The organism is Proteus sp. G2609, assembly GCF_963896135.1.
Classification (GTDB): domain Bacteria; phylum Pseudomonadota; class Gammaproteobacteria; order Enterobacterales; family Enterobacteriaceae; genus Proteus; species Proteus mirabilis.
In genome coordinates this window covers 181,482-207,017 of the sequence record NZ_CAWQNB010000040.1, presented here as the reverse complement: position 1 = coordinate 207,017, position 25,536 = coordinate 181,482, and the positions used below count along the sequence as shown (strand labels likewise).

Annotated in this window: 21 protein-coding genes; 4 read left to right on the top strand and 17 right to left on the bottom strand. The window is 40.7% G+C overall.

Translation table 11 applies throughout. From position 1 onward, the window contains the following. Nucleotides 1-185: 185 nt before the first annotated feature. Together AACV01_RS14260 and AACV01_RS14255 are read left to right on the top strand one after the other, a co-directional pair. Nucleotides 186-1,397, top strand: coding sequence for an alpha-xenorhabdolysin family binary toxin subunit A (locus AACV01_RS14260; protein WP_020945921.1), 1,212 nt, complete (start codon nt 186-188; stop codon nt 1,395-1,397). A gap of 14 nt (nt 1,398-1,411) precedes the next feature. Then, the gene (locus AACV01_RS14255) at nt 1,412-2,419 is read left to right on the top strand and encodes an alpha-xenorhabdolysin family binary toxin subunit B (protein WP_161683132.1); all 1,008 of its coding nucleotides are present in this window, start codon (nt 1,412-1,414) and stop codon (nt 2,417-2,419) included. 364 nt (nt 2,420-2,783) lie between these two features. Here the strand turns inward: AACV01_RS14255 and nuoN are convergent, their stop codons facing one another. The 14 genes from nuoN to hexA all read right to left on the bottom strand — a co-directional run bounded on the left by nuoN (nt 2,784) and on the right by hexA (nt 19,444). Continuing rightward, nucleotides 2,784-4,253 (bottom strand): NADH-quinone oxidoreductase subunit NuoN, encoded by a 1,470-nt coding sequence (gene nuoN, locus AACV01_RS14250; protein ID WP_004243680.1) that lies wholly within the window; start codon nt 4,251-4,253, stop codon nt 2,784-2,786. A gap of 6 nt (nt 4,254-4,259) precedes the next feature. Further along, on the bottom strand, nt 4,260-5,789 hold the full coding sequence (gene nuoM / locus AACV01_RS14245) for an NADH-quinone oxidoreductase subunit M (protein ID WP_004243685.1): 1,530 nt from the start codon (nt 5,787-5,789) through the stop codon (nt 4,260-4,262). A gap of 19 nt (nt 5,790-5,808) precedes the next feature. Further along, nucleotides 5,809-7,644, bottom strand: a complete 1,836-nt coding sequence (gene nuoL / locus AACV01_RS14240; RefSeq protein WP_004248388.1) for an NADH-quinone oxidoreductase subunit L — start codon at nt 7,642-7,644, stop codon at nt 5,809-5,811. Beyond that, entirely contained in the window at nt 7,641-7,943 is a 303-nt protein-coding gene (nuoK, locus tag AACV01_RS14235; protein WP_004243687.1) for an NADH-quinone oxidoreductase subunit NuoK, read from the bottom strand. The genes nuoL and nuoK overlap by 4 nt, the downstream gene beginning before the upstream one ends. Beyond that, nucleotides 7,940-8,473 (bottom strand): NADH-quinone oxidoreductase subunit J, encoded by a 534-nt coding sequence (gene nuoJ / locus AACV01_RS14230; RefSeq protein WP_004243688.1) that lies wholly within the window; start codon nt 8,471-8,473, stop codon nt 7,940-7,942. The genes nuoK and nuoJ overlap by 4 nt, the downstream gene beginning before the upstream one ends. Nucleotides 8,474-8,485: 12 nt before the next feature. Next, a complete protein-coding gene (gene nuoI / locus AACV01_RS14225; protein WP_004243689.1) occupies nt 8,486-9,028 on the bottom strand; it encodes an NADH-quinone oxidoreductase subunit NuoI in 543 nt (180 codons plus the stop codon). 14 nt (nt 9,029-9,042) lie between these two features. Then, nucleotides 9,043-10,020, bottom strand: a complete 978-nt coding sequence (gene nuoH, locus AACV01_RS14220) for an NADH-quinone oxidoreductase subunit NuoH (protein ID WP_004243690.1) — start codon at nt 10,018-10,020, stop codon at nt 9,043-9,045. After that, entirely contained in the window at nt 10,020-12,743 is a 2,724-nt protein-coding gene (gene nuoG / locus AACV01_RS14215; RefSeq protein ID WP_196296598.1) for an NADH-quinone oxidoreductase subunit NuoG, read from the bottom strand. The genes nuoH and nuoG overlap by 1 nt, the downstream gene beginning before the upstream one ends. Before the next feature lie 61 nt (nt 12,744-12,804). Next, nucleotides 12,805-14,169 (bottom strand): NADH-quinone oxidoreductase subunit NuoF, encoded by a 1,365-nt coding sequence (gene nuoF / locus AACV01_RS14210; RefSeq protein WP_004243692.1) that lies wholly within the window; start codon nt 14,167-14,169, stop codon nt 12,805-12,807. Beyond that, complete coding sequence (gene nuoE, locus AACV01_RS14205; RefSeq protein ID WP_004243693.1) at nt 14,166-14,711, bottom strand: NADH-quinone oxidoreductase subunit NuoE; 546 nt, start codon at nt 14,709-14,711, stop codon at nt 14,166-14,168. The genes nuoF and nuoE overlap by 4 nt, the downstream gene beginning before the upstream one ends. A gap of 2 nt (nt 14,712-14,713) precedes the next feature. Continuing rightward, the gene (gene nuoC, locus AACV01_RS14200; RefSeq protein ID WP_161683131.1) at nt 14,714-16,510 is read right to left on the bottom strand and encodes an NADH-quinone oxidoreductase subunit C/D; all 1,797 of its coding nucleotides are present in this window, start codon (nt 16,508-16,510) and stop codon (nt 14,714-14,716) included. Between the two features lie 76 nt (nt 16,511-16,586). Then, nucleotides 16,587-17,261: a NuoB/complex I 20 kDa subunit family protein gene (locus tag AACV01_RS14195; protein WP_004243697.1), complete on the bottom strand. Its 675-nt coding sequence runs from the start codon at nt 17,259-17,261 to the stop codon at nt 16,587-16,589. 17 nt (nt 17,262-17,278) lie between these two features. Then, nucleotides 17,279-17,731 (bottom strand): NADH-quinone oxidoreductase subunit A, encoded by a 453-nt coding sequence (locus AACV01_RS14190; protein ID WP_004243698.1) that lies wholly within the window; start codon nt 17,729-17,731, stop codon nt 17,279-17,281. Between the two features lie 795 nt (nt 17,732-18,526). Next, nucleotides 18,527-19,444: a transcriptional regulator HexA gene (hexA, locus tag AACV01_RS14185; RefSeq protein ID WP_004243703.1), complete on the bottom strand. Its 918-nt coding sequence runs from the start codon at nt 19,442-19,444 to the stop codon at nt 18,527-18,529. 842 nt (nt 19,445-20,286) lie between these two features. On the opposite strand from hexA, the gene AACV01_RS14180 reads away from it, so the two are divergent. Together AACV01_RS14180 and yfbR are read left to right on the top strand one after the other, a co-directional pair. Then, nucleotides 20,287-21,501: a pyridoxal phosphate-dependent aminotransferase gene (locus AACV01_RS14180; protein ID WP_004243704.1), complete on the top strand. Its 1,215-nt coding sequence runs from the start codon at nt 20,287-20,289 to the stop codon at nt 21,499-21,501. 133 nt (nt 21,502-21,634) lie between these two features. Beyond that, the gene (yfbR, locus tag AACV01_RS14175; RefSeq protein WP_012368103.1) at nt 21,635-22,216 is read left to right on the top strand and encodes a 5'-deoxynucleotidase; all 582 of its coding nucleotides are present in this window, start codon (nt 21,635-21,637) and stop codon (nt 22,214-22,216) included. 61 nt (nt 22,217-22,277) lie between these two features. Here yfbR and AACV01_RS14170 read toward each other — a convergent pair whose 3' ends face one another. From AACV01_RS14170 to AACV01_RS14160, 3 genes are all read right to left on the bottom strand, one after another. Next, a complete protein-coding gene (locus AACV01_RS14170; RefSeq protein WP_036895279.1) occupies nt 22,278-24,107 on the bottom strand; it encodes an SLC13 family permease in 1,830 nt (609 codons plus the stop codon). A 109-nt stretch (nt 24,108-24,216) separates the two neighbouring features. Then, nucleotides 24,217-24,879 carry a sugar phosphatase gene (locus AACV01_RS14165; protein ID WP_012368105.1) on the bottom strand — a complete coding sequence of 221 codons (663 nt, stop codon included), beginning with the start codon at nt 24,877-24,879 and terminating at the stop codon, nt 24,217-24,219. Nucleotides 24,880-24,913: 34 nt separating this feature from the next. Further along, a complete protein-coding gene (locus tag AACV01_RS14160; protein ID WP_023843594.1) occupies nt 24,914-25,408 on the bottom strand; it encodes a YfbU family protein in 495 nt (164 codons plus the stop codon). Nucleotides 25,409-25,536 lie beyond the last annotated feature (128 nt).

Here is a 25,536-nt window from a genome sequence, read left to right as displayed (position 1 = left end):
AAAGATTATACGTCTCTATAAGAATTATCAAAGTGCTGATTAATTATAACCTTTGTCATTTATCAAACTTTTGTTGTTTTCATGTTACAAAGGAGAAGCATTGACCAGATAATCGCAAATGGAAAACAGATCACTTCTAAATTATGCCTTAATCATAACAAATAATTATACATAAGAGAGGTTATATGGATACAACCACCCTTGATCATATAGATAAAGTGATTGAACAATACCAACTTCCCGAAGTCACTCTTAGCTTAATTCTAGGTAAAAATATCGATCATGGACGTAGTGCGGGTATTTTTACACCTTATGATCTTAATAAAATCAAATCTTATATTGATAAAGTATTAAAGTTACCTTATCAAAAAGACACTATTATTGAATTATTAGGCTATGAAGATATTAACATTTCCCAAATATCGGCTGAAACTATTCAAACCCTCTTCTTAAATATGAGAACACATGCCTTTGAATGGCAAAAAATTGAATACTCAGTAAAACAGCAAGCTATTGATTTAGAGATCACCGGTAGAGAAATCACGAGTACAGGTGAGCAACTATTGGCATTTATTAATAAAATGCCAATTATAAAAAAAATAAATAGGAAAATTGAAGATATCACACCAGAAGAACTCAGTTCAATAAAATATTCAACACAAGATAAAAAAGTGTCTAAGCAACTTGTTGCCATTTTAGAAAGCATGAAAAATGATATTAATGATCAATATAATAATACCTTAAAAATAAAAAACATGATTTATGATTTTAGAATAGAAATTGTGGGAGGTGAAAATAGTAAAGGTAATATATGTCATTCAATTTATTATGATATCATTAATAAAAAGAAATATATTAATGATTTTTTTGATAATAGTGATGACTCACTAAATGAACAGAGAATTTTATTAGAAAATGAAATTGAAATATTAAAAAAAGAGTATCAACACTTCGTGAAACTCGCCTTTACGGGGTTAGCATTCGGTATTATTGGTGTGATCATTACTGGAGGGATCTTTGGCGCAAAAGCTGAAAAAATCCGTAAAAAAAGAAATGAAACAATAGAGAAACTACATAATATCAATAAAGGAATAAAACAACAATCAACTATTTCTGAGTGTTTACAACGTTTTCAAGTCGATTTAGACGAAATAGAACAATATATTGAAGATGCTGATATGTCTGTGGAGCATCTTCTTTATATGTGGCAAACAATTTTAACTGAAATTAATGCTTCATTAATTAATTTTAAAAAAATTGATAATGCAATGGAGTTAATTAGATTTAGTATTTATTTAGAAAAAATCATTGCACCTTGGTATATGGTGGTCGGTTACTCAAAGGAAATGATGGCGGTATTTGATGAAGCTTTATCCTCTTTTTATTCATCTAAATAACAAAAGGAAATGTTATGAATAGCGTAACTTCACAATTACAGGAATTTGATTGCAATCAATTTTTCCATACTATTAAATCAATTAGAAAAATAACTTCTGAACTATTTGAACATGATAATATCTTAAATCATAATCTTATTACCATATCAATAAACAATAATAAAATTTACGATGAAATAATTATTTTCTCTATTCTGCTAAAAAGCCGGCTAAACCAGAAATTGTTAACAGGGATATTTAAAAATATTAATGAAATTAATCATGCAATGGCTGATAGAGAGTTAACACAGCAATTATCAGAAAAACTACTCCAAGAGAAAATGTTTATTGAGCAGTTATTTAAAGATGAATTAACTGAATCTATAGAAATTATAGAAAAGCACATCAGTTTTATTAATGATAAAAAACAGATCTTAACAACCACCACTATTATTAGTGAAATAGATAAATTAATTAGAAATAAAGAAGAAATATCTATTGAAATCAATGAGAAAATTGCCAAACAAAAGTTATCGATTAATGAAATTAAAGAACAACTCGATATAATTACTAAAAGTGAAGATATTATTTATAATAAAAATATCCTCGATTTTTTTACCTCTCACCTGCCAAGTAAACAGACAATTTCTAAACTGCAGTTGGCTTCTTCAGAAAAAGATATTCTCTCTGTTTTTATCGATCTGCTAAAGCAATTTTTTACCCATCTGGAGAAAGGGTTTTCTTACCAAAAACTGGTAGAGACACGTCATACTCTTATTGATAACTATTTGATACAGATAAAAAATCTAACCAAACTAGAACAGAAAAAACAAGCTCTCTTATTTACCCTAAGTCGTTATTATGCAGTCACAGAAATCAATCAATATATTGATATGTTAAATCAACAATTATCGCTATTAGAGCAGTATTGGCATACATTAATAGAGCAACTGATACAATTAAAACGCAATCTTTCTGAGGCAAAAACCGTGCTCTCACCTCATCTTGTATTCCTTAATCACTTTTCACACCATTATCAATAATATTTTCACTAGCCAGACATCATAACCCCCTTAAAACAGGGGGTATGATTGGTATAGTAGATATAGAGCCGTTCAATATAATCTGGTGCATTCACTCGGTATAAGCAACAACATCATAAATAAATTCAAAGTCCATAATGGTATCGACTTTATGAATAAGGTCATCTTCAGGAACAAGTTTATCAAGGGGGATTGTTGCGAACAAAAATTGCTGGGGGAAGGTATTCTTTTAACATATCGGTTAGCTCACTATTTGTACTAACCTGAGTAGATCAAACTTCTAACTAAAAGCGAGGACTTTTCCGTAGTTTGAAGAGCCTGATAAAATATCAGGCTCTTTATCATAACAACGGGCAGATAAAAATTAATTTATCGCAGGTGCAATGATTGCAAAACGTGTCAGCTCAATTAATGGTTGTGGCCATACACCTAATACAATCACGATAATGGCGCAAACTAAAGTAATTAATGTTGCCATATTTTGTGATGTGGTCGTAACCGCTGGTGCATTATCGTTATCTGGTTTACGTAAGAAAACGATAGCTGCAGCACGTAGATAGTAGAATAAACCTATCGCACTACCTAACACTACCATGCCTGTTAACCACCACAAACTTGAATCAATACCAGCAAGAATAACATACAGTTTACCAATAAAGCCTAATGTTATTGGTACCCCTGCCAGTGATAGCATCATTAATGACATCACGATGGCAGCAACAGGACGACGCCAGAAAAGCCCACGATAATCTTCAAGAGACTCTAATTCACCTTTATTGTACGGGCTAGAAGCCACAGCAATCGCACCAAATGCACCTAAACTTGCAAAGAGATAACCTGCTAAATAAATCTCAGCGGTTTCTTGTGCCAGTATAGGGCTATATTGCAAGACAATTAATGCAACCAGTAAATAACCAAGGTGAGAGACAGAAGAGTAACCGAGTAAACGTTTTACGTTCTTCTGAGTCAGCGCCATGATATTACCAAACAGGATAGAGGCAATAGCCATAAAGCCTAAGATCATGCGTAATGTTTCGCTATCCGCCGCCGGTGCTTCAAGGAATAAGCGCATCACTACCGCAAATATACCAATCTTGCTCGCTGTCGCTAAAAATGCACCTGTTGGTGCTGGTGCACCTTGGTATACATCCGGTGTCCATAATTGGAATGGGAATAAAGAGAGCTTAAAACCAATTCCCACTAACATCATGCCTAACCCAGCAAGTACTAATGGTTTATGAATATTGCTATCACTTAAACTTTGCCCCATCGCCGTAAAAGAGAGATTTCCTGCTTCAGCATAAAGTAGTGCCATACCAAATAACAAGAAAGAAGAGGCCGCCGCAGAAAGCAGCATATATTTAATGCTCGCTTCCAGTGAAGGACGTTGTTGGAAAGCATAACCAATCAAACCAAATAACGGCAATGTTAGTAACTCAATACCAATAAACATTGACGCCAAGTGGTGCGCAGAAGAGAGTAAAATACCGCCAATGACAGCAATCGCCACCAGCATATAAAACTCTTCTTTATTATCTTGATAACCTTCCAACCAAGGATAAGCAAAAGCAACCGTGCCTAAACCAGCAATAATAGTTAATGCCGTGAAAAAGCTGGAATAACCATCTACATGGTAGAGGGTGGTCACATCAACTACGCCTAATGCATTAACGTAGTAAAGTGATCCGAGAGCGATGATAAAACCAGTTGCTGTCAAGGTGGCAATAGTAAAGTGATCGCGTCGCCACGCAATGGACAGCATCACAACCACCACCGTCAAGATGACGACTAACAGCGGTAGCATTGCGATCAATTGTTCAGGAGTTATTGTCATGGCGAATTACAGCCTTACTGTTGAAAGAGAAGCGGAATACCAAGTCTGGAGATTTTCCATTGCTGATATCGAAGTATCTAATACTGGTTGTGGGAAGAAGCCCAAAATAACCAATAAAACCACCAAGATAAACAGGATCAAAAATTCTCTCAGATTTAACCCTTTATAGGTTCTTTCTGCTGTTTTCGGTGAACCATAGTAAGCCTGTTGCATCATCCACAAAGCGTAGACAGAAGCAAAAACTAACCCAAAGACCGAAATAATAGTGATCAGCTTAAAGTGGCCATAAGTACCAAATAGGATCATAAACTCACCAACAAAGTTACCTGTTCCTGGCATACCTAAAGAGGCAACAGCAAAGAACAGTGAAAATGCTGGTAAGAAACGGATGCTTTTCCACAATCCACCCATTTGATTCATATCACGCGTACCTAAACGCTCATACAGCATGCCACACATGATAAACAGACCGGCAGCAGACAAACCATTGGTGATCATTTGAATAATCGCACCTTGGTAAGCCAAAACAGAGCCAGCATAAATCGCAATCACGATAAAGCCCATGTGAGAAATACTACTGTAAGCGGCCAGACGTTTAATATCCGTTTGACGGAATGCTAACAGTGCAGCGTAGAATACGGTGATTAAGCCTAACCACATCGCAACAGGTGCCAGTAATGCAGACGCTTCTGGGAATAACGGTAAGTTAAAACGTAATAAACCGTAAGCGGCTGTTTTTAGCAAAATACCTGATAAGTCAACAGAGCCCGCCGTTGGTGCTTCTGCATGTGCATCAGCTAGCCAGCCATGAACGGGGACAATTGGCATTTTTACTGCGAATGCAGCAAAGAAGCCAAGCATCAGAATAAATTGCAGTTCACTACCTAATAAGGTGTGCGCTTGTAGTAAGGTGTCATAATTAAACGTCCAAATACCTGTTTTGCTGTAAAAAGCGACAGCTAAACCGATAATGGCCAGCAACATTAACAGGCCACTCGCCTGTGTATAAATAAAGAACTTAGTTGCTGCACTAACATGTTTCTCATCGCTACTTCCTTTATGTCCCCAAAGAGAGATAAGGAAATACATTGGGATCAACATCATTTCCCAAAAGAAGAAGAATAAGAACAAGTCAGTCGCTAAGAATACCCCCATAACACCTGCTAAGATCCACAGCAGGTTGAAATGGAAAGCCCCTTGTGATGGTTGATTTTCGCTCCATGAAGAGAGCACCGCTAAAATACCTAAAATAGCAGTTAATACCACCATCAATAATGACATGCCATCAAGTGCAAACTGAATATTAATCCCCAAAGCAGGGATCCACGGTACAAAGTAAAACTCTGTCCAGCGAGGTGCACCATCAACACTAATCAGTTGATAGTCACCTTGCAACCACAGTTGCACAGAAATAACGAGTGTTAATCCCATCGTCAGCAACGCAACCCAGCGAGGAACTTGCGAGCCGATTCGTTCAGCCTGCCAACTTAGCAGGCCACCGATGAAGGGAATAAGTATTAGCCAGGGTAATAACATGGCGCAATGTGTCCCTTAATTAAACCAGAAGCAGCAGAGCGATAACCAGCACTGCACCTAAACCGAGAGAAGCCGCATACCAACGCGCTAATCCGTTTTCACTGAAACTCAAGCCTTTATTGGCGCCTTTAAAGAGACAGCCAAAGAGATTAAAGAATTGGTTAACAGGATCATTTTGGATAAGCCATGCCGCACCTTTATAAGGTTTGACAAACAGCACCTCATACAGTGCATCAAATCCCCATGCGTGGAACCACCATGTTGAGAAGAAACGCCCTGTTTTGGTATTTGCCACCTGAGAAACAAGTTGACGCTGTTTCAGGTATAACCATGCTGCAATGGCAACGCCTACAATCGCTACCACACCAGAAAGGATTTCTAATACATACTTACCTTCATGAGTAACGGTGCTTTCTGGGAAAACATCGCCTAACGGTTGGGTAATTAACGCCCCAATAAAGGTTGATAACAACGCTAATACCGCTAATGGGAAAGTATGAGTGAAGCCTTTAACTTGGTGTGCTTCGGTTTTGGTTTCACCATGGAATACGATGAAAATTAAACGGAAGGTATAAAGTGACGTAAAGAATGCGCCAATTAAACCTGCTAACATTAAATTGAAATGTCCGTTTGCGTACGCACCCCATAAGATTTCATCTTTACTGAAGAACCCTGCTGTTAACAGTGGTAATGCCGCTAAGGCACCTCCGCCAATTAAAAAGCATGCATAAACAAATGGGATCTTCTTACGTAACCCGCCCATCTTAAAGATATTCTGTTCATGATGGCAGGCAATAATCACTGAACCTGCAGATAAGAACAGTAATGCTTTAAAGAACGCGTGAGTCATTAAGTGGAAAATTGCGCCATCCCATGCTTGAGCACCCAACGCCAAGAACATATAACCAATTTGGCTCATGGTTGAGTAAGCAAGAATACGCTTGATATCGGTTTGTACTAAAGCTGCAAAACCCGCTAATACTAATGTCACTGCACCGACGATACCGACTAATTCTAAGATATCAGGTGCCATTAAGAATAGCGCATTACTACGAGCAACTAAGTACACACCAGCGGTAACCATGGTGGCGGCGTGGATCAACGCAGAAACAGGTGTTGGACCGGCCATCGCATCCGCTAACCAAGTTTGTAATGGTAGTTGTGCTGATTTACCTACCGCACCCCCTAAGACCATTAACATTGCCCAGTTAATGATGCTTGATCCTGCGGTCAGTTGTTCAGGAGCCAGTACCGCCATTTCGCGGAAACTTAGCGTACCTAATTGATCAAACAGGATAAACATACCGATAGCTAAGAAGACATCACCAATACGGGTAACAATAAATGCTTTCATTGCTGCCGCGCCATTAGCTGGGTTGTTATAGTAGAAACCAATTAATAAGTAACTACATAAACCAACCCCTTCCCAACCCATATACATCAGCATCATATTATCAGCCAATACTAAAACAACCATACTCGCGATAAATAAGTTGGTATAAGCAAAGAAGCGAGAATATCCTTCTTCACCACGCATATACCAAGATGCATACATATGAATAAGAAAACCAACGCCAGTGATAACACCTAGCATGGTTAATGATAGGCCATCAAGCACCAACGTAAATGGGATAGTAAAGTTCCCCGCTGACATCCAAGTCCAGAGTGTTAAGACTTCTGTTTCTTGTCCGTGAGCAAAGAAATCTATCCCTACCCAAAGTGTCACTAAAGCTGATAAACCAACAGCGCCCGTGCCAATCCATGCTGATACATTTTCAGACCAACGACCACCTGAGAATGCGAGCAGTAAAAATCCCAGCAGTGGTAGCACAAAGGTTAAATAGAGTATATTCATCCACGCATCTCACTGACTGTATCAATATTGAGGTTTTGGCGATGACGATGAAGTTGTAATAACAATGCCAAGCCAATACTTGCCTCTGCCGCTGCCAAACTGATTGCCAGAATATACATAATCTGACCATCTGTTTGACCCCAATAGCTACCACCAACCACAAAGGCTAGCGCAGCTGAATTAATCATAATTTCGAGTCCGATCAACATAAATAACAGGTTGCGGCGAAGTACTAAGCAAGTAAAACCTAACACAAATAGTACCGCAGCCAAGATCAAACCATGTTGAAGAGGTATCATTTTGGCTCCCCTACTTTTTCGTTTTCGACGAGATCGTCATGGCTCTGATCACGACCGATGTGATAAGCAACAATTAATCCTGACAATAAGAGAACGGATGCTAACTCAACAGCCAGAATATAAGGCCCAAATAAGCTAATACCGACTTCTTTCGCCCCAATAATCTCGCCACTAATCTCACCATGAGTGACACTACTAATTGCATAAACCAATACAATTAACAGTACCAGAGACAAAATCGCCGGCCCTATCCAAAATCTAGGCTGTAACCATTTTCTCTCTTGCTCAACGACCGATTTTCCTAAGTTAAGCATCATCACAACGAATACGAATAGCACCATAATCGCGCCGGCGTAAACGATGATCTCTAAAGCACCTGCAAAATAGGCACCTAACGAGAAGAACACCACTGAAAGGCCAATTAATGAAACAATCAGATACAGCAGTGCGTGTACCGGATTGGTATGCGTTATTACTCTCAAAGTGGCAAGGATTGAAATCAGTCCTGCAATATAAAATGCAAATTCCATGAATATCGCTCCTTACGGTAACAGGCTTTTGACATCGATAGGTTTCGCTTCATCATCTGCTTCACCTTTATCTTTGCCATTAATCGCCATACCTGTTTTACGGTAAAAGTTATATTCAGGATATTTACCAGGCCCTGAAATTAATAAATCGTCTTTTTCATAAACCAGATCTTGACGCTTAAATTCACCCATTTCGAAATCAGGGGTTAATTGTAGAGCCGTTGTTGGACATGCTTCTTCACATAAGCCACAAAAGATACAACGCGAAAAGTTGATACGGAAAAACTCAGGATACCAACGACCATCTTCATGTTCTGCTTTTTGTAATGAGATACAACCAACAGGGCACACCGCTGCGCACAAGTTACAAGCAACACAACGCTCTTCACCATCAGGATCACGGGTCAATACAATACGTCCACGATAACGCGGTGCAACATTGACAGGTTCTTCCGGGTACATCTGCGTTTCGCGTTTGGCAAAGGCGTGTAAGCCAATCATCCAAATGCTGCGTACCTGGGTGCCGAAACCAGTCACTAACTCTTTTAAAGTCATGGTTCAATCACCCCTTATTGAGCGTTGTAGAGGATCACTGCAGCAGTGACCAACAGATTGATTAAAGTTAACGGTAAGCAGATCTTCCAACCAAAAGCCATCACTTGGTCATAACGCGGACGCGGTAATGATGCACGGATCAGAATAAACATCATCATGAAGAATCCTGTTTTCAGTGCAAACCAAACGAATGACGGTAAGAAAGGACCTTGCCAACCACCGAAGAATAACGTCACTATTAAGCCAGAAACGGCAACGATACCGATATATTCACCGACAAAGAACAGACCGAATTTCATACCGGAATATTCAATGTGATAACCATCCGCCAACTCTTGCTCTGCTTCAGGTTGGTCAAAAGGATGACGGTGACAAACGGCAACGCCAGCAATCGCAAAGGTAATAAAGCCAAAGAATTGTGGGATAATGTTCCACATATGGGCTTGCGAATTGACAATATCCGTTAAGTTAAACGAACCCGCTTGTGCCACAACACCTAAAATAGAAAGTCCTAAGAAAACCTCATAACTAACTGTTTGTGCTGAAGCACGCATTGCACCTAATAACGAATATTTATTGTTACTTGACCAGCCAGCAAATAAAACGGCATACACCGCTAAACCCGCTACCATCAAGAAAAATAAAATACCGATGTTTAAATCAGCCACAACCCAGGTTGAGCTAACTGGCACAATAGCAAATGACAATAATAAGGAAGAAAAGGCAATCACTGGTGCTATGGTAAAGATAAAGCGATCAGCAAATTTTGGGATCCAGTCCTCTTTAAAGAACATTTTGATCATATCCGCAATTAACTGTGCTGAACCTGCATAACCTACACGGTTAGGCCCATAACGGTTTTGGAATAACCCCAGTAGACGACGCTCCCCCATACTCATAAAAGCACCACAAGTGACAACCACCAGCAAGATCACCACGGCTTTTAAAACAGTGAGTAAAATCTCTGTAACTTCAGGAGATAACCAGCTCATTATGCAATACCCCGCAGTTGACGAACCGATACACCCACCAGTGATGGCGAAATGCCAGCCATCCCTAACGGAAGGCCAATTTGACCTCGGGTTAAGTGAGCACTGATTTTCACAGGTAAGGTGAATTCACGACCTTCGTAAGTAAACATCGCTTGTTGACCTTGAGATAATGCTAATGCGACGGCATCAGATTCACTCACGGTTAAATAAGCGTTGTCCATACGTTGTTGGATCACTTGTGAACGTTGCGATAACTCTTCGCTACCAAACAGACGATAGTAAGGAGCTACAACCCATTGATTTTCAACTAGGTTAAAGGCTGGTGGAATATCAGTGAAATAACCTAATGTGTTATCACTACATTCGATTAAGCGTACACCCGGATCACCAAAACGTAAGCTTCCCCCTACTTCAGACTGGAACTTATTCCATGCTTGTGGTGAGTTCCAACCCGGTGCCCATGCAAATGGAATTTGCTGGCGAGGAGCCGTTGGGCTGTTGTTTCCTTCCATAGAGAAAGCAAATGGGCTATCGATATCTTTAGGTTGACGCTGTTCATGTACTGAAACATTTGCCAACATGGAAGTACGACCACTATAACGATGCGGTTCACGGGCTAATTTTTGACCACGAATACGGAATGATGCATTAGGTGCCGCATTCACAATACCGGCAAATTGCGGTAGACGCGTTGCACATAGCTCAATCACATGATCTAACTGCGTCCAGTCAAGATTACCTTCATGCCATTGTGAATCAACAGCACTTAGCCAGCGCCAGCTCTCATGCATCACCACTTCTTTGTTATAGAAAGAAGGTTCAAACACTTGGAAGTAACGTTGCGCTCTGCCCTCTTGACTCACCATAGTGCCATCACTTTCAGCAAAGGAGGAAGCAGGTAACACAAGGTGTGCTTTTTCCATGATCTCAGTTTGCTGATGGTCAATCACAATTAGGTGATCCACTTTGGCAATCGCGTCATCAATGACGTCGGTGGCAAAATGGCGATACAAGTCGTTTTCCATCACAATAGCGCTATCTGCTTGACCACTACGCATCACTTTCAATGCGTCATCCAGTGGTTTCGCTTTCATCATCGCCAGCCCCATGCTATTGGCATCATCTGCCACATAAGAGAGACCAACTTCGCTCCCCTTGGCTTTTAAGGCAAAAGCGATATTAGCAGCCGCTTTGATAACTTCTTCGCTACCCGCATGACTACCACTAATGATTAACGGTTTTTTCGCTTGCGATAAGGCTTGAACAATCATGTCAATCTGTTTATTCAACGCTTCATCTAAGCCATCAACCGCAGGGGCTTCACCATTAATATGATGGGCAATGGCAAAACCTAAACGCGCTTGTTCAACCACCGGCGCACGATAACTCCAAGCGGCAACATCATCCAGACGAGTTTCATCAACATGAGTGACAAACAGTGGATATTTCGCCCGTTGACCGATATTCATGATGGCGGCAATTTGCCAATCAGCCACTTTTTGTGCGGCTGCCATCTCACGTGCTTTACCTTTTACGGCTTGACGTACTGACAGTGCCATACGAGCACCTGTCTGTGTTAAGTCTTCACCTAACACCAGTACTGCGTCATAGTCTTCAATCTCACGGAGAGATGGAGTATAAACGCCACCTTTTTGTAAAATATCCAGCATTAAGGTCAAGCGAGCCTGCTCGGCAGCCGAAATACCACTATAGAAATTTTCAGCACCAACCACTTCACGTAAAGCAAAGTTGCTTTCAATACTGGCTCGTGGTGAGCCGATACCGACAACACGTTGCCCTTTCTTCAGCATTTCTGCAGCGGCTTGCGTTGCTTGTGCTGCACTGATTTCAAGCCAGTTACTGCCTAAACGTTTTTTAGGTTGACGAGGTCTACTCGCTAAATTGACATAACCGTAGCCAAAACGACCACGATCACAAAGGAAGTAACGGTTTACTGTACCGTTATAACGGTTTTCAATACGACGCAATTCACCATAGCGCTCACCTGGGCTGATATTGCAACCCATGCTACAACCTTGGCAAATACTAGGGGCAAACTGCATATCCCACTTACGGTTATAACGTGATGAGTGAGTTTTGTCAGTAAAGACACCCGTTGGACAAATCTCAACTAAGTTACCGGAGAATTCGCTCTCTAATGTGCCATCTTCAACCCGTCCAAAGAACACGTTGTTATGTGCACCAAAGACCCCCAGATCAGTGCCATCAGCATAATCTTTGTAGTAACGAACACAGCGGTAACAAGCAATACAGCGGTTCATTTCATGAGAAATAAACGGCCCTAACTCTTGGTTTCTATGTGTACGCTTAGTAAAGCGATAGCGACGCATAGTATGACCTGTCATAACGGTCATATCTTGAAGGTGGCAGTTCCCCCCTTCTTCACAAACAGGACAATCGTGAGGATGGTTAGTCATATACCATTCAACAACGCTTTCGCGGAATTTTTTCGCTTCTTCGTCATCAATGGAGATAAACGTGCCATCAGCCGCAGGTGTCATACAAGACATTACCAAACGACCGCGGGTATCCTCAGCATTTTGATACTGCTTAACCGCACACTGGCGGCAAGCGCCAACGCTTCCCAGCGCTGGGTGCCAGCAAAAATAAGGAATATCTAAGCCTAAATTAAGACAGGCTTCTAACAGGTTATCAGCCCCGTTAACTTCATATTCTTTGCCGTCTACATGAATCGTAGCCATAGTCAGCATGCTTCCCAAAGGCCTGCATTGCAGGCGTTAAACCTAGAATGTATCGTGAAAACTACCAGCGGCTTTTCAGCAAGTTAGGCTGAATACCACGGATAAGATTGGCATTGGTATAGTCTTCTTGAATAATGCCAGCCTCAAATTCTTCACGGAAATATTTGATTGCGCTTTGTAAAGGCTCTACTGCCCCCGGTGCGTGAGCACAGAATGTGTGCCCTGGGCTTAAAGAGCGGCAGAGGTGCTCAAGAGTCTCAATATCACCAGGACGACCTTGACCTTTTTCTATCGCGCGTAAGATTTCGACACTCCATGGCAAGCCATCACGACAAGGTGTACACCAGCCACAAGATTCACGCGCAAAGAACTCTTCCAAGTTACGGGTTAATGAAACCATGTTAATTTCATTATCTACCGCCATCGCCAACGCAGTACCTAAACGGCTACCAGCTTTGGCGATCGTGCCAAAATCCATAGGGAGATCGAGATGATCTTCTGTTAAGAAATCCGTTCCTGCACCACCGGGTTGCCAAGCTTTTAATTTCAGCCCATCACGCATCCCCCCCGCATAATCTTCTAAGATTTCACGAGCTGTAGTACCAAAAGGTAATTCCCATAAGCCTGGATATTTCACGCGACCAGAGAATCCCATTAATTTGGTACCTGCATCTGGACTTTTACCGGCGCTTAAACCGATATACCAATCTTTGCCATGCTCAATAATCGCGGGTACGTTACACAGCGTTTCAACGTTATTCACGCAGGTAGGTTTTCCCCAAGCACCGGAGGTTGCTGGGAATGGCGGTTTCGAGCGAGGGTTAGCACGACGACCTTCCAGTGAGTTGATCAGTGCTGTTTCTTCACCACAGATATAACGACCTGCTCCTGTGTGAACAAATAGCTCAAAATCGATACCAGAGCCGAAGATATTTTTGCCTAAAAAACCCGCTGCTTTGGCTTCTTCAATAGCATGACGCAGGTGCTTAGCCGCTTCAATATATTCACCACGTAGGAAAATATAACCACGATAAGCTTTCAGTGCATGCGCACCGATAATCATCCCTTCGATTAACAGATGTGGCAGTTCTTCCATTAACAGGCGGTCTTTATAGGTTCCCGGCTCCATTTCATCTGCATTACAAAGGATGTAACGGATATTCATACTTTCATCTTTTGGCATCAGGCTCCATTTCAAGCCTGTTGAGAATCCAGCACCACCACGTCCTTTTAAGCCTGCATCTTTAACTTCAGAGGTCACCTCATCAGGTGCCATGCTTTTTAATGCTTTTTCTGCCGCTTTATAACCGTTTTTTGCACGGTATTCATCCAGCCATACTGGCTGACGATCATCACGTAAGCGCCACGTTAGCGGATGCGTTTCTGCGCTACGAATAATCGGTTTTGCTCCTGAAATTGCTGTCATGGATACTGCTCCAGTAACGTTTCAATCTCTTCAGGTTTAACAAAACTGTGAGTATCGTCATCTACCATCATAGTAGGACCTTTGTCACAGTTACCTAAACAACAGGTTGGCAGTAAGGTAAAACGACCATCTGGTGTTGTTTGGCCAGGAAGGATATTGAGGTGCTTCTCAATAGCTGCCTGAATGCCTTGATAACCTGTAATATGGCAAACCACACTGTCACAAAAACGAATAATGTGACGGCCGACGGGTTGGCGGAAAATTTGACTATAAAAGGTTGCTACCCCTTCTACATCGCTAGCCGGTATACCAAGCACATCGGCAATAGCATAGATAGCACCGTCTTCAACCCAACCTCGATTTTTTTGCACTATTTTCAGCGCTTCAATCGATGCAGCACGGGGATCTTCATAGTGATGTTTTTCTTGTTCAATTTCAGCACGCTCTTCTTGCGTTAAAACAAACGTGTTTTTCTTTGAATGAGTTACATCAACGATTTCAATCTTCGCGGCATCCTCTTTATGGTTTAATTCATTTTGCATGATTAACGATCCACATCCGACATTACAAAATCGATACTTCCCAGATAGACAATCAAGTCAGAAACCAGACTACCGCGGATAACCGCTGGGATTTGTTGCAGGTGAGCAAAACTTGGCGTACGAATACGCGTACGATAGCTCATCGTGCTGCCATCACTGGTTAAATAATAGCTGTTGATCCCTTTAGTGGCTTCCACCATCTGGAATGATTCATTCGCAGGCATAACAGGGCCCCATGAAACCTGTAAGAAGTGGTTAATCATGGTTTCAATATGCTGTAATGTGCGCTCTTTTGGTGGCGGAGTCGTCAGTGGATGGTCGGCTTTAAATGGCCCTGCTGGCATATTTTTATAACACTGCTCGAGAATACGTAAGCTTTGACGTAATTCTTCGACTTTCAGCATGACACGATCGTAACAGTCACCATTGCTTGCTACTGGAATTTCAAACTCAAAGTTTTCATACCCTGAGTATGGACGCCATTTACGCACGTCAAACTCAACCCCTGTAGCACGAAGCCCGGCACCCGTTACCCCCCAATCTAACGCTTCTTTAGCGTTATAAGAGGCAACACCAATGGTACGGCCTTTTAAAATGCTGTTTTGCAAGGCGGCTTTAACGTAAGAATCAAGACGTTTTGGCATCCAATCTAAGAATTCACGTAGTAAGCGCTCCCACCCTTTTGGTAAATCGTGGGCAACACCACCGATACGGAACCATGCCGGATGCATACGGAAACCGGTGATTGCTTCCACAATATCGTAAACTTTTTGACGATCAGTAAAGGCAAAGAATACCGGTGTCATCGCACCAACATCTTGGATAAAGGTACTGATATACAGTAAATGGCTATTAATACGAAATAGCTCAGACAGCATGACACGAATGACTTTAACGCGCTCAGGTACTTCAATACCGGCAAGCTTTTCCACCGCCAGTACATAAGGCATTTCGTTAACACAACCACCAAGGTATTCAATTCGGTCGGTATAAGGAATATAACTATGCCATGATTGACGCTCGCCCATTTTCTCTGCACCACGATGGTGATAACCAACATCAGGTACACAGTTGACGATTTCTTCGCCATCAAGTTGCAAAATAATACGGAATGCACCGTGAGAAGATGGGTGATTAGGACCGAGGTTTAAGAACATAAAGTCCTCATTCTCAGTACCGCGTTTCATTCCCCACTCTTCTGGTTTAAAGGTCAGTGATTCCATTTCCAGATCCTCTTTCTGCTTAGTCAGCACATAAGGATCAAATTCTGTCGCACGAGCGGGATAATCTTTACGCAGTGGATGACCTTCCCAATTCGGCAACATCATAATACGGCGTAGATTAGGGTGTCCGTTAAAGACGATCCCAAACATATCCCACACTTCACGCTCATACCAATTCGAGTTCGGAAAGATAGAAGTGAGAGTCGGTAGATTAAGATCTTTTTCACTTAATGCGACTTTCAGCATGATATCTTTATTACGATCGAGTGATATCAGATGATAGAAAACGGAAAAATCAGCTGCCGGCAAGCCTTGACGATGCGTGCGTACACGCTCATCAACGCCATGCAAGTCGTACAGCATGACATATGGTTTTGGTAAAGATTTGAGGTATTGCATAACCTCAATAAGTTGTTCCCGCTTAACCCATACCACTGGCATGCTGGTACGAGTCGGCTGGAATGTAAACGCATCTGGCCCAAATTTCTGACGCAGTTCGTTAACCACCTGATCATCAATATGATCGCTGGTTTCCCACGCTGGCCGTGCGCTATTTTGCGCTATCTGATCGGTCATTTCTATTCACCACAACTTTGATCAGGGTTACTATGATCGCAACACATTGCTCTGGTTACGTCTTAGGCAAAAGCCTTTAAATTTCGTCTGGAGTACGCAGATTTTTTACTGCGATCCGCTCACCGTGTTTTCTTTCTCGTTCTGACTGCATATTGGCACGGTAAACGCCTTGGTCGCCCACCACCCAAGATAATGGGCGACGTTCTTTACCAATGGACTCTTGTAATAACATCAATGCTTGCATATAAGCTTCTGGACGAGGTGGGCATCCTGGGATATACACATCAACAGGAATGAATTTATCAACACCTTGCACTACCGAATAGATGTCATACATACCACCAGAGTTAGCGCAAGCTCCCATGGAAATAACCCACTTAGGCTCTAGCATCTGATCGTATAAACGCTGAATAACGGGCGCCATCTTTGTAAAGCAGGTTCCTGCAACCACCATAAAGTCAGCTTGACGAGGGGAAGCACGTAATACTTCAGAACCAAAACGCGCTACGTCATGGACCGCAGTAAATGACGTCACCATTTCAACGTAACAACAGGAAAGACCAAAATTATATGGCCATAAAGAGTTTTTTCTGCCCCAGTTCACAACGTCATGTAACGCATGTTCCAGTTTTCCCATATACACGCTGCGATGAACGTGAGCATCTAACGGGTCACTGACAATTTCCTGTGATTGCAGGGGATAACGGTCATTCTCACCGTTCGGATCTATGCGGGTGAGCGTATAATCCATTTTTAATGCCTCGCTTATTACTGCTGCGGATGTTTGCCGCTGGTTAATCTGACATGGCTTTTACCCGCGGTTTCACGGCGAGAGCGAACTGGTGTCCAATTTAATGCACCAATACGAACCAAATAGAATAATCCAGCTAATAAAATTGCGATAAAGACAGCTGCTTCAATAAAGCCTAACCAGCCCACTTCACGTACGGAAACGGCCCAAGCATAAAGAAACAGTGCTTCAACATCGAAAATTACGAAAAACATGGCAACTAAATAGAATTTAGCTGACATGCGCAGACGAGCGCTGCCAACGGAATCAAGGCCAGATTCATAAGGAACATGTTTAGCCCTTGCTTGTGCACGACCGCCTAAATAGCGGGCACCCAGCAACATGAGCGAACATAACCCCAATGCGCCTATTAAGAAGACAGCAAATGCCCAATAGTGGGCGATAACTTCGGTGGTCGTAGACATACTCATTGCTTACTCATCAAAGGTGGTGTCAATTAACCAACTCTTATCCGGCGGTTTACACCACATTTATTAATACGAAAAAAAAGGTAAAACAACAGACTTGCTAATTAAATAAATGATAACAATCTATTTAAACCTTTCTTCTTTTAAGGAAAACATTGTGATAACTCACTCAGTTTTCCGTCGCTTCTTAACAAATTTAACACTCATTTTTAACACCCAATTACTGGTCAATGCTAAAACGTGTCAGTCAACCTACAAATTTTCTGCTAACACGCTTAGTCTAACCGATAATTCGATTTTACTACACCAGTATCTCAGGAAAAACCTGACTCTATATAGGCAAATGTGCCTTATTTTTTTGATCAAACTCACAAAATAGTCGAAAAAATACATAATCAGTTTAAATTTTATCCAAATTTTAACAAATTAACTTTCCAATAATGTGGAGAAGGTCAAATATCCGTTTTCATTTGACTATTTATTCCCTGAAAACCTAGACAAACCTTTTATTTGTTAACAATTTCTACAAGCGTGTAACCCATCACACCTGCATACAATTTTTTAACAAAGCGACTGAGCGGGAAAAGAGAGGTGGATCACACTGTGATATACATTAATCTCTATAAATATTAAACCAATGTGACTATTTAAAAATAAAGCATAAAAAAACGGAAACAAATGCGTTTATAGCACCTGTTTCCGTTGATTGTGATATATCACTTTATTGTTTCGTTTGACTATTTTTAACCGTTAATATGGGTTATCCAAATAATCATGATAACAATATCACTCTGCGCCTTACTCTAAATCTAAAGAATGCGCTTCTTCAACTGAAGTGACAGTATAAGGCGTTTTCTTATTTTCGATGGCATTGAATACCGTTAATACAGCTTCGTTTTGCTCATCAAAATTACGATATAACCAGTACTGAGTCTCAGGCAAACGAGGTAACCCTTCACTTTCGCCTAATATACGTAAATCAGCATTTTGCATTTCTAATGGACGAGCTGTGATCCCCACTTCGGCATTTACAGCAGCACGAACCGCAGATAAAGAAGCCGCTTCATACGCAATACGCCATTGAATACCTGCGTCATCTAGCGTATTTGTTGCCAACTGACGGAATGGGTTAGTTTCGTCCATGACCACTAAAGGAATAGGTTCATTCATTTGTAATTGGAAATCAGGGGCACAATGCCACAAAACAGGCGCTGTACGTAACGCTGTGCGTGGATGATGTCCAATGCGTGCAGTGGTTAATGCTAAGTCGATTTCGTGGTTATCAAGCATAGTCTCAATAAATTGAGAACGCTTAATACGCACATCAACCGCTAAACGTGGATATACTGATGCGATACGATTTAACAAAAATGGTAGTAGTGTATCGACGGAATCATCAGATGCACCAATACGTAACTCACCTTCAGCATCACTATATGTTAATGAAGCAGTTGCATCATCATTAGCACGGAGAATTTGACGTGCATAGCCTAATAATTGTAAGCCATGCTCTGTTAACAGTTTATTACGACCATGACGGGCAAAGAGTTCTCTGCCGACTAATTGCTCTAAACGTTGCATCTGCTGACTGACTGCAGATTGAGTTCGACATACAGCGGCCGCAGCGGCTGCAAAAGTATTCAAATCTGCTACAGCAACAAACGTTCTAAGCAGATCGAGGTCGAGATTCATTATCGGACGATTTGCATTAATCATTGTTTATTCTTCACTTATTTTTGATTTTTAAATTACATATACCTGGTGTTTTTTATCAAAAGTCTAAATTGGACTTCCGATTCAGACAGTACCTTACTCTGAAAAAGAGAGCAAAGACATACTGAATACTTTACATTTGTTTGTTGTCGTTTACACCTCCTAGTTCGCAAGCAACTGCATTTTTTTGTAACAAATTAAATTTTATTATCATTCTAAGGATCTACAAGAAAGAACTGTATACCATCATTACAAGTTAGATGTAGATCATACAATGCTCTCTAGGAATACATAAATTTTAACATTTTTAAAATAATTTAAATTACCTTAACTGTGTATGCTATTTTAAGTATCCACCCTTATAAAATATATTTAAGATTTCAATTTAATTTATATAAAAACTATTTGATTGATATGAATAAAAATAGATTTAACCATATTATTTGAAAATTTAATATATTAAGTAAGATAATACAAATCCGATAAAATTATTCAATAATTGATTATGCAACATCTTATCAACGTCCCTCTCACATCTGGTTATTGTTAAAAAACGCACTAAAAACCCTCTCTTCACCAGCATAATGTTTTTGATTTTTATTCAAGATAAGAATATACCACCAGATTAAGTGATACTTTCAGTCATCAAAATAAGTTCTTTAGAATAAACTGACCTTTTACACCAAAAATTATCTAGCATCTTCAAAAGTTTGTAGTGTAAGAGTAGAGTGATAGAACAGTTAATTTGCTGGGACAGCCTTTTCATTTATATCTTCCCGAGATGTGTATGAGAAATATAAATGTCGCTATGTAGATAAAGTCATACCCGATTAGGTAAACGTGCTATGAATCAAATAAAAAAATCAAGTAAACTCGACCATGTTTGTTATGACATTCGAGGACCGGTTTTGCAAGAAGCAAAACGTCTGGAAGAAGAAGGTAATAAAGTATTAAAACTCAATATTGGTAACCCAGCACCTTTCGGTTTTGAAGCGCCAGATGAAATCTTAGTAGATGTTATTCGTAACCTACCTAGCTCTCAAGGCTATAGCGACTCTAAAGGGCTTTTTTCAGCACGTAAAGCCATCATGCAACATTACCAAGCCCGTGATATGCGTGATGTAACTGTTGAAGATATCTATATTGGTAACGGTGTTTCAGAGCTTATCGTACAAGCTATGCAAGCATTATTAAATGATGGCGATGAAATGCTAGTTCCAGCGCCTGATTACCCATTATGGACCGCTGCGGTTTCTCTTTCTGGGGGTAATGCTGTTCATTACATGTGTGATGAGCAACAAGGTTGGTTTCCTGATTTAGATGATATCCGTCGTAAAATCTCCCCCAGAACGCGCGGTATTGTGATTATAAACCCTAACAATCCAACCGGCGCGGTATATAGCAAAGAGATTTTGCTGGAAATTGTTGAAATTGCCCGTCAACACAATTTGATTATTTTTGCTGACGAAATTTATGACAAAATTCTTTATGATGATGCCCAACATCACTCTATCGCCGCAATGGCACCTGATTTATTAACTGTTACCTTTAACGGTTTATCAAAAACCTATCGCGTCGCAGGATTCCGCCAAGGTTGGATGGTACTTAATGGCCCGAAAAAACAAGCAAAAGGCTATATTGAAGGCTTAAATATGCTGGCATCTATGCGCTTATGTGCCAACGTGCCGATGCAACACGCGATCCAAACGGCATTGGGTGGCTATCAAAGTATCAGTGAATTTATTCTACCCGGAGGCCGTTTATACGAGCAACGCAACCGCGCATGGGAGCTTATCAATCAAATTCCAGGGGTTTCTTGCGTTAAACCAATGGGAGCGCTGTATATGTTCCCTAAAATAGACTTAAATCGTTATAGTATTAAAGATGACCAAAAAATGATCCTCGATTTACTATTACAAGAAAAAGTCTTATTAGTGCAAGGTACTGCATTTAACTGGCCTCACCCTGATCATTTCCGTATTGTGACACTCCCTCGTGAGAATGATTTAGAGATGGCGATTCAAAAATTTGGTCGTTTTATTGTCGGCTACCATCAATAGTTATTATTAATAAAGATAAAACGCAATATCACTGAAGTTATATTGCGTTTTTTTATTTTCTTACTGATCACCGTTTACATCTAGTGTCTATCCACTCACAATAATCTCTTCAATCACGCTATTGGGAGATATTATGAGTTACTTTTTTGCCCACCTTTCTCGTTTAAAGCTAATTACACGCTGGCCTCTGATGCGTAATATTCGCCAAGAAAATGTCTCTGAGCATAGTTTACAAGTGGCTTTTGTTGCCCATGCATTAGCGGTGATTAAAAATCGTAAATTTGATGGCAATGTCAACGCCGAGCGTATTGCACTACAAGCAATGTACCATGATGCCAGTGAGGTTATCACCGGTGATATGCCAACTCCTATTAAATACCACAATCCACAAATTGCTCATGAATATAAAAAAATAGAAAAATATGCTCAGCAAAAATTGATTGAAATGTTACCCGAAGAGTTACAAGAAGATTTTCGCCCTCTTATCGATGAGCAATTACATAGTGAGGAAGAAACTTTTATTGTCAAACAAGCTGATAGTTTATGTGCCTATTTAAAATGCCTTGAAGAGTTAGCTGCGGGTAATAGCGAATTTAATTTGGCCAAAAATCGTTTAGAAAAAACGTTAGCAGAAAGACATAGCCCTGAGATGGACTATTTTATGCAAGTGTTTGTACCAGGCTTTAGTTTATCCCTAGATGAGATCAGTGAGTAAGTAGCAAAAACGCCGTTTATAATAAATGAAACTAAACGGCGTTTTTACAAAAGATAACCGATTAAAATGGGAATAATAGCGGTATTAAGAAAACGCTAATCAACATCACAATGATGGTAAAAGGCACCCCTATTTTAATAAAATCAGCAAATTTATAACCACCAGGCTCAAGGATCAGGGTATTAACCGGGGATGATACAGGTGTCATAAACGCCGCCGATGCAGCAACACCAATAACCATTGCAAAAGGTAACGGAGAGACATTCATTTGATGAGCCGCTGCTATTGCAATCGGTGCCATTAACACCGCCGTTGCCGTATTAGAGATAAATAAACCAATAGTGGCACAAAGTACAAATAAACAGACTAACATAACCTGTGGCCCAGCATTCCCTGCTACATCCATAAGTCCATTAACGATAAGCTCGATACCCCCAGTTTTTTGCAATGCAGCCGCAAAAGGCATCATCCCGACAATCAAGATAATACTTGGCCAATGAATAGAGCGATAAGCACTTTCCATATCTATACAGCGAAATTTTCCCATCAATAAGCAAGCAATTAACGCGGCAATAAAGTTAGGTACTTCATTGGTCACCATTAATGCAACCATTAATGCTAATGAAAAAAGTGCATGTGGTGCTTGCGATGAGGCCGGTGCAACAGTATCAATTTCAGCCGCTAAATTTAATACAATAAAATTACGCGGTTTTGTCGAAAGTATACGAATTAATTTCCAATCACCAATAACCAGTAACACATCTCCCAGACGTAATGGCTCATCAACAATTTTCCCCGGTAAAGCACTCCCTTCACGGCGAATAGCCACAACGTTTAGCCCATAACGTGTACGGAATTTGATTTCTCTTAATGATTTTCCTAATAATTCTGAGTCAGGGTTCATAGAGACTTCTGCTAATCCCACATCACGAGATTGCTCAGAAAAATACTCTCCACGTAACACCATCGGCTCTAACATTTGTTCACGACAGAACTCTCGTAAATCTACCTCACTTGCTGACATATCCACTAATAGGACATCTCGCTCTCTTAATTCAGTGCCTCCCGTCGCACTGACCATGACACGCCGAAAACGCCTCCAGCGTTCAATACCGACAACGTTTGCTCCATAGCGAGAGCGTAAATGTAATTCATCTAGAGAGTGACCTATCAGTGGTGAGCCTTTACGTATGGCTAAGCGACGAGCACGCCCTGCTAATTGGTAATCACGGATAAGATCACGAAAAGTACGACGATAAACCTCTTTTTGCTTACCCCCTTCACTTGAACCTAACCAACGACGTACCACCAGCATATATAATACACCCGCAATTAATACAGCGATCCCTATTGGGGTAATAGAGAAAAACTGAAAACTGGGTAGCCCTTCCCTAACTAATTCACTATTAACCACCATATTAGGCGGTGTCGCAACTAGGGTCATTAAACCACTAATTAACCCCGCAAAGCCAAGAGGCATCATTAATCGACTGGGAGAAGTTTTCATCCGTGCCGCCACACTGAGCACCACAGGAATAAAAATAGCCACCACCCCTGTCGAGCTCATAAAAGCCCCTAAACTTGCAACACAGATCATTAATAGCACCAGCATTTTTACTTCGCTACTACCCGCAACTCGTACTAGCCAATCTCCCATTTGATATGCCACACCTGTTCTTACTAATCCTTCCCCAATAACAAAAAGGGCCGCAATCAGTAATACGTTCGGATCGCTAAATCCTACCGTGGCTTCATTTAATGAGAGTGTGCCGCTAAGAACAAAAGCGACGATGACAAGTAAAGCGACCACATCCATGCGGATTTTGTTGGTCGTAAAAAGGACAATAGCTATCAATAGCAGGCTTAAAACCCATAATAATTCGCTATTCAAAATGGCCTCGATCAGCAATAAGTGAAAACAGATTAATACGTCAATTCACTGCATTGATAAGTAGACCATTTTTACCAATATAAATCTCGTTATATGATCAAATAAATGATTAACATTTATGCTTAATAACGACTTGCTGATTTTCTTTGTCAATTTGTAAATCATTTAATGAATCAATTATTAAATCAATTTCATTACGACGAGGAAGGGAAATCGGAGCATGTACGGCAATAACCTGACACCCGGCATCTAAACCAGAATAAATACCTGCAGCAGCATCTTCAAAAACCACACACTCTTCGGGAGCCAAGCCTAATTTTTTTGCCCCTAAAAGATAAGGCTCAGGGTTGGGTTTCCCTTGAGTGATACATTCTGCCGTCACCCAATGTTTAGGCTCAGGAATACCTGTAACTGACTGACGAGTAGAGGCAATTGGTACTGTGCCTGAGGTGACAATTGCCCAAGGGATCGCTAAGTCGTTTAAGCGATTAATGAGTTCGATAGCCCCCGGAAGAGGGGCTAATCCTTCTGTTTGTGTCGCTTCTAACTTTTCTAGCCAACGAAAAGTCTCTTCAATCTGTGCTTGCGTAGCATTAGGCATAAAATGGCGAATCGACTCAATGGCCGGCTTTCCATGGATATAGTTATTAATTTCTTGTGTTGATACCCCTACTCGCTCACCAAATAGTGCCCAACAGTATTCAACAACAGGCAATGAATCCACTAATGTACCATCTAAATCAAAAAGAAAGCCTTTACAGGTGATTGTCATATTTTATGCCTACCTTATCGTGATGCGTTAATAATTACGCATTCAGTATTTGTTGGATCTCAACACTGCTTAGGTGATATTGACGTGGACAAGCTAACCAAACAGCCAGCATTCTTTGGTATTTCTCCCACATAGGCGTTTGAGAGTTAAAACCATGACTACCACTATCAAAATGCGTATATCGCCCTTCAGTATTGACCATAAAGCGTACATAGCTAAGATAACGAGATTCTGTTGCTGCATCAAAGCCCATAAATGCCACTCGACGAGCATCCGGCATTTCTGGTGATTTTAAATTTTCTCGAGAAACTTGCAATGCATGGTACATTTCCATGATGTTAATAATGGTTCGGCAGGTCTCTTCTGACATCTCATCAAAATCGCGGTCTAATTCACGTAATTGTAATCCATAACCACGTTCAATAATTGTCTGATAGCGACGATAACGTTCAGCGTTATCAGGATCCATCATAGTCATCATTTTATATTGATTAGAGAGGATCAAGCGTTGTGCGTGTGTCATTTCCATCATTAATTCTCCAAAGAAATTATTGAAGAGAGCATGGCATTAATCAAAACACTTGAGTAGTGCTAACAACACGTTTTTTGATCTAAACAGGGGTAATTTTAATCCATTAAATAACCCATGAAGAAGGT

Bases quoted from the DNA above. Each gene is read 5' to 3' on its own strand.
- AACV01_RS14260 (WP_020945921.1), top strand. From the start codon at position 186: ATGGATACAACCACCCTTGATCATATAGATAAAGTGATTGAACAATAC.
- AACV01_RS14255 (WP_161683132.1), top strand. From the start codon at position 1,412: ATGAATAGCGTAACTTCACAATTACAGGAATTTGATTGCAATCAATTT.
- nuoN (WP_004243680.1), bottom strand. From the start codon at position 4,253: ATGACAATAACTCCTGAACAATTGATCGCAATGCTACCGCTGTTAGTC.
- nuoM (WP_004243685.1), bottom strand. From the start codon at position 5,789: ATGTTATTACCCTGGCTAATACTTATTCCCTTCATCGGTGGCCTGCTA.
- nuoL (WP_004248388.1), bottom strand. From the start codon at position 7,644: ATGAATATACTCTATTTAACCTTTGTGCTACCACTGCTGGGATTTTTA.
- nuoK (WP_004243687.1), bottom strand. From the start codon at position 7,943: ATGATACCTCTTCAACATGGTTTGATCTTGGCTGCGGTACTATTTGTG.
- nuoJ (WP_004243688.1), bottom strand. From the start codon at position 8,473: ATGGAATTTGCATTTTATATTGCAGGACTGATTTCAATCCTTGCCACT.
- nuoI (WP_004243689.1), bottom strand. From the start codon at position 9,028: ATGACTTTAAAAGAGTTAGTGACTGGTTTCGGCACCCAGGTACGCAGC.
- nuoH (WP_004243690.1), bottom strand. From the start codon at position 10,020: ATGAGCTGGTTATCTCCTGAAGTTACAGAGATTTTACTCACTGTTTTA.
- nuoG (WP_196296598.1), bottom strand. From the start codon at position 12,743: ATGGCTACGATTCATGTAGACGGCAAAGAATATGAAGTTAACGGGGCT.
- nuoF (WP_004243692.1), bottom strand. From the start codon at position 14,169: ATGACAGCAATTTCAGGAGCAAAACCGATTATTCGTAGCGCAGAAACG.
- nuoE (WP_004243693.1), bottom strand. From the start codon at position 14,711: ATGCAAAATGAATTAAACCATAAAGAGGATGCCGCGAAGATTGAAATC.
- nuoC (WP_161683131.1), bottom strand. From the start codon at position 16,510: ATGACCGATCAGATAGCGCAAAATAGCGCACGGCCAGCGTGGGAAACC.
- AACV01_RS14195 (WP_004243697.1), bottom strand. From the start codon at position 17,261: ATGGATTATACGCTCACCCGCATAGATCCGAACGGTGAGAATGACCGT.
- AACV01_RS14190 (WP_004243698.1), bottom strand. From the start codon at position 17,731: ATGAGTATGTCTACGACCACCGAAGTTATCGCCCACTATTGGGCATTT.
- hexA (WP_004243703.1), bottom strand. From the start codon at position 19,444: ATGATTAATGCAAATCGTCCGATAATGAATCTCGACCTCGATCTGCTT.
- AACV01_RS14180 (WP_004243704.1), top strand. From the start codon at position 20,287: ATGAATCAAATAAAAAAATCAAGTAAACTCGACCATGTTTGTTATGAC.
- yfbR (WP_012368103.1), top strand. From the start codon at position 21,635: ATGAGTTACTTTTTTGCCCACCTTTCTCGTTTAAAGCTAATTACACGC.
- AACV01_RS14165 (WP_012368105.1), bottom strand. From the start codon at position 24,879: ATGACAATCACCTGTAAAGGCTTTCTTTTTGATTTAGATGGTACATTA.
- AACV01_RS14160 (WP_023843594.1), bottom strand. From the start codon at position 25,408: ATGGAAATGACACACGCACAACGCTTGATCCTCTCTAATCAATATAAA.